The organism is Stenotrophomonas sp. NPDC077659 (genome assembly GCF_050268705.1).
Lineage (GTDB): Bacteria > Pseudomonadota > Gammaproteobacteria > Xanthomonadales > Xanthomonadaceae > Stenotrophomonas.
In genome coordinates this window covers 1-8,357 of sequence record NZ_JBNNHG010000023.1, presented here as the reverse complement: position 1 = coordinate 8,357, position 8,357 = coordinate 1, and the positions used below count along the sequence as shown (strand labels likewise).

Sequence of the window (8,357 nt, the reverse complement as noted above, 5' to 3'; positions counted from 1 at the left end):
CTAAAGACAGCAGTTACGCGTCGCGGTTTCCGCGACGCATCACGCGCTGCTTCTCGATCGCCCAGTCGCGGTCCTTGGCGGCATCGCGCTTGTCGTGGGTCTGCTTGCCCTTGGCCAGCGCCACTTCCAGCTTGATCTTGTTCTTGCTCCAGTACATGGCCGTGGGCACGATGGTGTAGCCATCGCGCTCGACCTTGCCCACCAGCTTGTCGATCTCGCTCCGGTGCAGCAGCAGCTTGCGCTCGCGCCGGTCGTTGGCCACCACGTGGGTGGAGGCCTGGATCAGCGGGGTGATCTGCGCGCCGATCAGGAAGATCTCGCCGTCCTTCACGTAAGCGTAGGCATCGACGATGTTGCCGCGGCCTGCGCGGATCGACTTTACTTCCCAGCCCTGCAGGGCCAGGCCGGCTTCGAAGCGGTCTTCGATGTGGTACTCGTGACGGGCACGCTTGTTCAACGCGATGGTTTTGTTGGCCGTCGCGTTCTTTGCTTTATCCTTGCCGCTGTTCTTGCTCATTTCCGTATTGTCTCCGATTCGGGCCCGCCCGGTCGATGGCCGAAACGTACCGCCTTTATGCCTACTATCCGCCGCAGCGCCCTGGTCGAGCATTCGGCCGCGCGCATGTTCGACCTGGTCAACGACGTCCAGGCCTACCCGCGCCGCTTCCGCTGGTGCTCCGACGCCCGCGTCCTGGAACAGGGTGAGGACCGCCTGGTCGCTCGCCTGGATCTGGGCCTGGGTTCGTTCAGCACCTGGTTCCAGACCGAAAACACCCTGCAGCGCCCGCACAGCATCGATATGCAGCTGCGCGATGGTCCGTTCAAGCAGCTGCACGGCCGCTGGGAATTCCAGGCGCTGGCCGAGGATGCCTGCAAGGTCACCCTGACCCTGGAATTCGAACCGGCATCGCGCCTGCTCGGTCCGGCGCTGGCGCTCGGTTTCCAAGGCCTGGCTGACCGCATGGTCAACGATTTCGTCCGTGTGGCTGACGAGAACTGAGCGATGATCGCAGTCGAGGTGGTGCTGGCCTGGCCGCAGCAGGTGCTGTCACGCCGGCTGCAGCTGCCGGAAGGCGCGACCGTGGCCGATGCCATTGCCGCCGCCGGTCTTGAGGGCAGCGCCGGCTGCCCGGCCACCGCCGTGCATGGTGTGCTGGCGCGCCCGCAGCAGGCGCTGCTGGATGGCGATCGGGTAGAACTGCTGCGACCTCTGCAGGCCGACCCCAAGGAAAACCGCCGACGTCGCGCGCGCGGCGATTGATTCCAGCAGCCCGCCCCGAAGGGCGGGCTGGGGGCTCAGCGGCCCTTCTTCTTGTCCTTGGCCAGGTTGCGGCCGAACTGGCGTACCGTCTGCTGGGCCAGGGCCTTGTCATTGGCCGGGAAATAGTCGCCTTCCCAACGGGTCACCGCGTCGTTCTCGAAGTACACCGTGAAGTTTTTCACTTCCGTGCGACCAAGGCGGTCCACACGCTGGCTGGCGGTGTAGTCCCAGCGCTGGGCGTGGAACGGGTCCGGCACGGACGGGGTGCCCAGCAGCGCATTCACCTGCTGCTTGCTTTGCCCGACCTGCAGCTTGGCCACGGCATCTTCCCGGATCAGGTTGCCCTGATAGATGGGTTGCTTGTAGATGATGCCGCACCCGGTGGTGGACAGGGCGACGGCGGCGACCAACAGAAGATTGCGCATCGGTACTGGCGGTTGGGGAAATCGAACCGATGATACACTCCCGGCGTGCCACCGCGACCCAATCCGAGGCAGCTGGCGCTAAATCGCCAATGAACGGAGACCTATGGAAACCCACGACCTGCGTAAAGTCGGCCTGAAGGTGACCCATCCGCGGATGCGGATCCTGGCGCTGCTTGAGCAGCGCAATGCCCAGCACCACATGACCGCCGAAGACATCTACCGCCAGTTGCTGGAGCATGGCGACGAGATCGGCCTGGCAACGGTCTACCGGGTGCTGACCCAGTTCGAGGCCGCCGGCCTGGTGCTGAAGCACAACTTCGAAGGCGGCCAGGCCGTCTACGAGCTGGACCGCGGCGGCCATCACGACCATATGGTCGATGTGGACAGCGGCAAGATCATCGAGTTCGAGAGCCACGAGATCGAGGAGCTGCAGCGCAGGATCGCCGCAGACCACGGCTACGAGCTGGAAGAGCACTCGCTGGTGCTGTACGTGCGCAGGAAGCGCAGGTAGCGGGTTGCAGCAGGCGTAGATGCGTGAAGACCCCGGGCGCGCCCGGGGTTTTTCGTTGCTGCGGCCTGGTGCCGGGGTCAGATCCCTTGGCTGGCGCCAAGGGATCCGACCCCGGCCGACTCGGGGGCGTCCCGTAGATCCACGCCATGCGTGGATGGCCCCAGCAATACCTCCAGATCCACCGCCTCGGCCATTGCCTGGTTGCCCGCATCCCCCGGATGCAGGTGGTCGCCGGAGTCATAAGCGGCGGCCATCCGCGACGGATCAGCCGGGTCGCGCAGTGCGGCGTCCAAGTCGATCACCGCATCGAACGGGCCGTCCGAACGCAGCCAGGCATTGAGCTGCCGGCGCAGGGCGTCCTTGTCCGGCTGGTAGTAATCGTCCAGCGGCGTGCCGGGCAGGGCCCCGGCAAACGCCGGCAGGGTGGCGCCCACGATCCGAACGCCCCGGCGGTGGGCCTGTTCGGCCAGGGCGCGGTAGCCCGCCTGCAGTTCGGCCAGCGTGGGCCGGGGCTGCTCGCGGGCAAAGGCGGTGCCCGGCCAGCTGATGTCGTTGATGCCAATCAGCACGATCACGCTGGCCACGCCGGGTTGGTCGAGCACGTCCCGCTGGAAGCGGGTAAGGGCTGCTTCGCCCATGCCATCGCGCAGCAGGCGTCCACCGGAGATGCCGGCGTTGACCACGGCCATCCCGCGCGGGGCCAGGCGGGCGGCCAGGTGATCGGTCCAGCGCTGGTCCTGGTCCAGGCTGGCGGTGGCGCCATCGGTGATCGAATCGCCGATGACCACCACGCTGCGCGCGCTGGGCGGTGCCTCGACATCAATACCGGCCAGCAGCAGGCGGGCGGTGGTTGGGCGGGCGTCGCGCAGGGCGATCACCTGGCTCTGGTCTCCGGGGGCGATCCAGCTGGTTTGCCGGCCTTCCCAGTGGAAGGTCTGCAGCGGGGTCGGGCCCGGCAGATAGGCGCTGATCTGAAGTTGCTGCAGGTCGTGGGTGGGCAGCGGCAGCGGGTCGCTCAGGCGCTGCTGGCCGGGCGCAATGCGTACCCGCCGCCGGCCATTGAAGCGCAGCGCCTGCGGCGGCGAACCGGCGTGCACGCTGACGCTGGCCGCACCGATCTGCAGCGGCTGCGCACCGTAGGCATTGCTCAACCGCACCCGGATGTGCGGACCGCCCAGGCTGAGGCGCGCGGTCTGGCGGAAGGTCTGGTCCTGAAGTTGCGCCGGCACCAGGGTCGGGAACAGGACGTCGGGCCCCCACACCGGTTGTGGGCTGGCCTGCCAACTGGCGACCCAGTGGCTCGGCGCGGCGGCGTCGGCGGTGGCGGCAATACTGACAAGTGCGAAGGCGAGCAGGCTGAGGCGTTTCATCGGGCATTCCCGGAACAAGGGACGGCAATGGTGATTTCCCTACGATCTGTGAACTAGACTGCGGATGGACAATCATCTGTGAACTTGATTCACTGCAATGGCACGCCCTGACATCAACCGATCCGGCGAACTGGAAGTGTTCGTGCGGGTGATCGAAACCGGTGGCTTTTCGGCCGCCGCACGCACGCTGGACATGACCCCTTCGGCGGTCAGCAAGCTGGTGGCGCGCCTGGAGCAACGGCTGGGCACGCGCCTGCTGCAGCGTTCCACTCGCCAACTGCAGCTGACCCCGGAAGGCTGTGCGTTCTATGAGCGCGGCCTGCACGTGCTGGCCGACCTGGAAGAGGCCGAGCGCTGCGCCAGCGCCCATGCCGAGCCGCGCGGGCGGCTGCGGGTCAATTCCAACGTGCCCTTTGGCCAGCACTTCCTGCTGCCGCTGCTGCCGGGGTTCCTGCAGCAGCATCCGCAGGTGGGCGTGGACCTGACCTTGAATGATGAGGTGATCGACCTGCTGGAGCAGCGCACTGACGTCGCCGTGCGGGCGGGGCCACTGAAAAGTTCCAGCCTGGTGGCGCGGCGGCTGGGGGCAACCCGGATGATGATCGTGGCGGCGCCGTCCTATGCCCGCCAGCAGGGTCTGCCGGGCACGGCCGAGGAGCTGCAGGCACACAACCGGCTGGATATCGGCCATGCGCGGGCAATGCAGGGCTGGCCGGTGCTGCAGGACGGCAGCGAGCGCAGGGTGCTGCCCAGTGGCAATGCCCGGGCCAGCAATGGCGATGCGCTGCGCCAGCTGGTGCTGGGCGGGTTGGGCCTGGCGCGCCTGGCCGCCTTCCAGGTGCAGGCCGACCTTGCCGCCGGGCGTCTGCTGCCGGTGCTGGAAGCGGCCAATCCGGGTGACCTGGAAGAGGTGCACGCGGTGTTCCTGGGGCAGGGCGGTTACCTGCCGTTGCGTGTGCGTGCGTTCCTGGATTACCTGGTGGAAACGGTGGACCTGGCGCGGCCGTTGGGATGATATGCGCCGCGCTGGCGCGCATCAGCCGAGCGTGGGCTCGGCTCTACACGGCGGTTTCGTTTGGGCACACGGCTGTAGAGCCGAGCCCATGCTCGGCTCAGTGCTGCAGCAGCTTGCGGGCGGCAGCGCGCGCTTCCTTGCTCACTTCCACGCCGCCCAGCATGCGCGCCAGTTCTTCTTCGCGCGCCCTGGTGTCCAGCTTCTCCACGGCACTCTGGGTCATGCCTTCCACCGGGGCCTTGCTGACCCGGTAATGGGCATGGCCCTTGGACGCCACCTGCGGCAGGTGGGTCACGCACAGCACCTGCCGCTTCTCGCCCAGTGCCCGCAGCTTCTGGCCGACGATGTCGGCCACCGCGCCGCCGATGCCTGAATCCACTTCGTCGAACACCATGGTGGGCACCGCGTCGAGGTCCAGCGCGGCCACTTCGATGGCCAGCGAGATGCGCGACAGTTCACCGCCAGAGGCGACCTTGCGCAGCGCCCGTGGCGGCTGGCCGGCGTTGGCTGCCACCAGGAACTCCACGCGCTCGGCACCCTGCGGGTCGGGCTTGCCGCTGTCCTGCGGTTCCAGTTCGATCAGGAACTGGCCGCCGCCCATGCCCAGCTCGGTGATGATGCCGGTGGTGGTAGCCGACAGCTCGGCGGCGGCCTTGCGGCGGCTGGCACTGAGCACCTCGGCCTGTTCGCGCCAGGCAGCAGCGGCCTTGTCGATCTCGCCGGCCAGGCGCTGCAGGCGCTCGTCGGCACCCCGCAGCTGTTCCACTTCGGCATGCATGCGTTCGCGCTGGGCGCCCAGCTCGTCCATCGGCACGCGGTGCTTGCGGGCCAGATCGTGCAGGCGGCCAAGGCGGCGCTCGTTCTCCTCGAACTGCTCCGGATCGGCATCGAGGTCGTCGTGCACGCGGTCGAGCAGCGACAGGGCCTCGTGCAGCTGGATCGAGGCGTTCTCGATCAGGCCGTCCACCTCGCCCAGGCGCGGGTCGTGCTCGACCAGCCGCGACAGTTCGTGGCGGACCTGCTGCAGCAGGTCCAGCGCCGAGCTGCCGTCATCGCCGTTGAGCTGGTTGCTGGCCGCCTGGCAGGCAACCAGCAGGGCGCTGGCATGGGCCTGGCGGCGGTGGCTGGCACCCAGTGCGGCAATCGACTCGGGTTCCAGGTCCTCGCGGTCCAGTTCACGCAGCTGGTGCTCAAGGAAGCCGATGCGGTCGGAAACGTCGCCCTGTTGCGACAGCGCCAGCGATTCATCGACCAGCGTCTGCCACGCCGCAGCGGCGCGGCGTACCTGGCGGCGCTCGTTCTCGTTGCGGGCATAGGCATCGAGCAGGGCCAGCTGCGACGGGCGTGTCAGCAGTGCCTGCTGTTCATGCTGGCCATGGATTTCCACCAGCCGGCCGGCAAGCTCGGCCAGCTGCGCCAGAGTCACCGGGCGGCCGTTGATCCACGAACGCGAACCACCATCGGCACGGATGACCCGGCGCAGCTGGCACTGGTCCTCGTCGTCCAGCTCGTTCTCGGCCAGCCACTGGCGCGCGGCCTGCAGCTGGTCCAGAGCGAACTCGGCAGACAGTTCGGCGCGGGCGGCACCATGGCGGACCACGCCGCTGTCGGCGCGCAGGCCGGACAGGAAGCCCAGCGCGTCGACCATCAGCGACTTGCCGGCGCCGGTCTCGCCTGAAACGACGGTCATGCCCGGCCCGAACTCCAGCTCGGTGGCGCGGACGACGGCAAAATCCTTGATCGAAAGATGTCTGAGCATGGGTACAGGGGTGTCTGAGCCGCGCAACGCTAGCACGCGCGGCGGGGTGGTCCAATGACTTGCCAAGGCGACGCAGCGCCATTATCTAGTGTCCGTGTCTCACAGGTTGATTCCATGCACGGTTCCGCTGACCATCTTGCCCCGCGTGCGCGCCATCTGCTGCGCACGCTGATCGCGCGTTACATCCAGGACGGCGAGCCGGTCGGCTCGCAGACGCTGGCACGCGTGGCGGGCCTGGAGGTCAGCCCGGCCACCATCCGCAACATCCTGGGCGATCTGGAGGATCTGGGCCTGCTGGCCTCGCCGCATACCTCGGCCGGGCGCATCCCGACCGCGCACGGCTACCGGGTGTTCGTCGACAGCTTGCTGCAGATGCAGCCGCCGGGCGAGGGCGAACTGGCCCGCCTGCGGCAGGAACTGGCCGGCGGCGGCAGTACCCAGGCCCTGCTGGGCAGCGCCTCGGAGCTGCTGTCGGCGATGAGCCATTTCGTGGGCGTGGTCAGCGCGCCGCGGCGCGAGCAGTTCGCCTTCCGCCAGATCGATTTCGTGTCGCTGGATGGGCGCCGGGTGCTGGCGATCCTGGTGTTTGCCGACAACGAGGTGCAGAACCGGGTCATCGAGACCCGCCAGGATTTCGAGCCGGGCCAGCTGGAACAGGTGGCCAACTACCTCAATGCCCATTTCGCCGGCCTGCCGCTGGTCGAGATCCGCACCCGCCTGCTGCTGGAGCTGCGCGACGCCCGTTCCGAGCTGGAACAGCTGCTGGCGCACAGCATCGAGCTGGCCGGACAGGCCCTGCAGCCACCGGCTGACGACATGCTGGTGGCCGGCCAGACCCGGCTGATGGGCGTGCAGGACCTGTCCGATCTGGAGCGTCTGCGTGAACTGTTCGAGCTGTTCTCCAGCAAGCGCGAGATCCTGCAGTTGCTGGAGCGGACCATCCAGGCCCCGGGCGTGCGCATCTTCATCGGTGAGGAGACCGGGATGATGCCGCTGCAGGGCGTTTCGCTGGTCACCGCGCCCTACACCGCCAATGGCCAGGTGCTGGGCGTGCTGGGGGTAATCGGGCCCAAGCGGATGGCTTACGACCGCATGATTCCTCTGGTTCAGGCCACCGCAGACGTGCTTGGGGCGGCCTTTTCGCCCCCGCGGCGCGGTCCGGGGGGCGCCGACGCTTGAAACGCAGCATCCCGCCCACACTAGGGTGGGTGGAGGCGGGCAGTGACCGCCAGGGACCCAGACATGAACCAAGAACAGCCAGATATCGAATCCCAGCAGCGTGCGTCCGAAGCGTCCGCTGCTGCCGACGTCAACGACGAGATGGAGCGCCTGCGCGCTGAAGTTGAACAGGTCAAGGCCGATGCACTGCGTGAACGTGCCGACCTGGAGAACCAGCGCAAGCGCGTGGCCCGGGACATCGAGCAGGCCCGCAAGTTCGCCAACGAGAAGCTGCTGGGCGAGCTGCTGCCGGTGTTCGACAGCCTGGATGCCGGCCTGAAGGCCGCCGGCGACGACGCCCATCCGCTGCGCGAGGGCCTGGAGCTGACCTACAGGCAGCTGCTGAAGGTTGCCGCCGACAACGGCCTGGTGCTGCTGGACCCGACCGGCCAGCCGTTCAATCCGGAGCATCACCAGGCGATCAGCCAGGTGCCGACGCCGGGTGCCGCTCCGGGCAGCGTGGTGACTGTTTTCCAGAAGGGCTATCTACTCAATGATCGCCTGCTGCGGCCGGCGCTGGTAGTGGTGGCCGCCGACTGACCCCGGTGTTCCGGGCGCACGGCCGCCGGGCATGGCCCGGCGCTACCGGCCCGGCGAACCTTGAACGGTTGAACACAGCGTTCGGGGGATGGCTTGAATGTTCCACGAGCCTCCCCCACATCCCATTCATCCACCGGCCGACCGGCCGGACTGACACCAACAAGCATCCTCAGGAGTCTCCCCCATGGGCAAGATCATTGGTATCGACCTCGGCACCACCAACTCGTGCGTGGCTTGGGTGCTGACGCGGTCGCGCTG

The 8,357-nt window shown here is 67.7% G+C and carries 10 protein-coding genes; 6 read left to right on the top strand and 4 right to left on the bottom strand.

The window, feature by feature from the left end; translation table 11 throughout:
* Positions 1 to 13: 13 nt before the first annotated feature.
* Positions 14 to 517, bottom strand: coding sequence for an SsrA-binding protein SmpB (gene smpB, locus ACQKDV_RS05505; RefSeq protein WP_427782777.1), 504 nt, complete (start codon positions 515 to 517; stop codon positions 14 to 16).
* A gap of 57 nt (positions 518 to 574) precedes the next feature.
* On the opposite strand from smpB, the gene ACQKDV_RS05500 reads away from it, so the two are divergent.
* Together ACQKDV_RS05500 and ACQKDV_RS05495 are read left to right on the top strand one after the other, a co-directional pair.
* Positions 575 to 1,000: a type II toxin-antitoxin system RatA family toxin gene (locus tag ACQKDV_RS05500; RefSeq protein WP_427782776.1), complete on the top strand. Its 426-nt coding sequence runs from the start codon at positions 575 to 577 to the stop codon at positions 998 to 1,000.
* A 3-nt stretch (positions 1,001 to 1,003) separates the two neighbouring features.
* On the top strand, positions 1,004 to 1,261 hold the full coding sequence (locus ACQKDV_RS05495; RefSeq protein ID WP_427782775.1) for an RnfH family protein: 258 nt from the start codon (positions 1,004 to 1,006) through the stop codon (positions 1,259 to 1,261).
* Positions 1,262 to 1,296: 35 nt separating this feature from the next.
* On the opposite strand, the gene ACQKDV_RS05490 is transcribed toward ACQKDV_RS05495, so the two are convergent.
* Positions 1,297 to 1,686: an outer membrane protein assembly factor BamE gene (locus tag ACQKDV_RS05490; protein ID WP_427782774.1), complete on the bottom strand. Its 390-nt coding sequence runs from the start codon at positions 1,684 to 1,686 to the stop codon at positions 1,297 to 1,299.
* Positions 1,687 to 1,789: 103 nt separating this feature from the next.
* Between ACQKDV_RS05490 and fur the strand changes: the two genes are divergently transcribed.
* Positions 1,790 to 2,197: a ferric iron uptake transcriptional regulator gene (gene fur, locus ACQKDV_RS05485; protein WP_427782773.1), complete on the top strand. Its 408-nt coding sequence runs from the start codon at positions 1,790 to 1,792 to the stop codon at positions 2,195 to 2,197.
* Positions 2,198 to 2,274: 77 nt separating this feature from the next.
* Here fur and ACQKDV_RS05480 read toward each other — a convergent pair whose 3' ends face one another.
* Positions 2,275 to 3,567, bottom strand: a complete 1,293-nt coding sequence (locus tag ACQKDV_RS05480; protein WP_427782772.1) for an SGNH/GDSL hydrolase family protein — start codon at positions 3,565 to 3,567, stop codon at positions 2,275 to 2,277.
* A gap of 97 nt (positions 3,568 to 3,664) precedes the next feature.
* Here ACQKDV_RS05480 and ACQKDV_RS05475 point away from each other — a divergent pair, with 97 nt between their 5' ends.
* The gene (locus ACQKDV_RS05475) at positions 3,665 to 4,582 is read left to right on the top strand and encodes a LysR family transcriptional regulator (protein WP_427782771.1); all 918 of its coding nucleotides are present in this window, start codon (positions 3,665 to 3,667) and stop codon (positions 4,580 to 4,582) included.
* Positions 4,583 to 4,679: 97 nt separating this feature from the next.
* Here the strand turns inward: ACQKDV_RS05475 and recN are convergent, their stop codons facing one another.
* The gene (gene recN / locus ACQKDV_RS05470; RefSeq protein ID WP_427782770.1) at positions 4,680 to 6,341 is read right to left on the bottom strand and encodes a DNA repair protein RecN; all 1,662 of its coding nucleotides are present in this window, start codon (positions 6,339 to 6,341) and stop codon (positions 4,680 to 4,682) included.
* 114 nt (positions 6,342 to 6,455) lie between these two features.
* Between recN and hrcA the strand changes: the two genes are divergently transcribed.
* On the top strand, positions 6,456 to 7,520 hold the full coding sequence (gene hrcA, locus ACQKDV_RS05465) for a heat-inducible transcriptional repressor HrcA (protein ID WP_427782769.1): 1,065 nt from the start codon (positions 6,456 to 6,458) through the stop codon (positions 7,518 to 7,520).
* Between the two features lie 63 nt (positions 7,521 to 7,583).
* Positions 7,584 to 8,099, top strand: a complete 516-nt coding sequence (gene grpE, locus ACQKDV_RS05460) for a nucleotide exchange factor GrpE (RefSeq protein WP_427782768.1) — start codon at positions 7,584 to 7,586, stop codon at positions 8,097 to 8,099.
* Positions 8,100 to 8,357 lie beyond the last annotated feature (258 nt).

What these genes read in the sequence shown, in the direction of transcription:
- smpB (WP_427782777.1), bottom strand. Translation starts at nt 517, where the DNA reads ATGAGCAAGAACAGCGGCAAGGATAAAGCAAAGAACGCGACGGCCAAC.
- ACQKDV_RS05500 (WP_427782776.1), top strand. Translation starts at nt 575, where the DNA reads ATGCCTACTATCCGCCGCAGCGCCCTGGTCGAGCATTCGGCCGCGCGC.
- ACQKDV_RS05495 (WP_427782775.1), top strand. Translation starts at nt 1,004, where the DNA reads ATGATCGCAGTCGAGGTGGTGCTGGCCTGGCCGCAGCAGGTGCTGTCA.
- ACQKDV_RS05490 (WP_427782774.1), bottom strand. Translation starts at nt 1,686, where the DNA reads ATGCGCAATCTTCTGTTGGTCGCCGCCGTCGCCCTGTCCACCACCGGG.
- fur (WP_427782773.1), top strand. Translation starts at nt 1,790, where the DNA reads ATGGAAACCCACGACCTGCGTAAAGTCGGCCTGAAGGTGACCCATCCG.
- ACQKDV_RS05480 (WP_427782772.1), bottom strand. Translation starts at nt 3,567, where the DNA reads ATGAAACGCCTCAGCCTGCTCGCCTTCGCACTTGTCAGTATTGCCGCC.
- ACQKDV_RS05475 (WP_427782771.1), top strand. Translation starts at nt 3,665, where the DNA reads ATGGCACGCCCTGACATCAACCGATCCGGCGAACTGGAAGTGTTCGTG.
- recN (WP_427782770.1), bottom strand. Translation starts at nt 6,341, where the DNA reads ATGCTCAGACATCTTTCGATCAAGGATTTTGCCGTCGTCCGCGCCACC.
- hrcA (WP_427782769.1), top strand. Translation starts at nt 6,456, where the DNA reads ATGCACGGTTCCGCTGACCATCTTGCCCCGCGTGCGCGCCATCTGCTG.
- grpE (WP_427782768.1), top strand. Translation starts at nt 7,584, where the DNA reads ATGAACCAAGAACAGCCAGATATCGAATCCCAGCAGCGTGCGTCCGAA.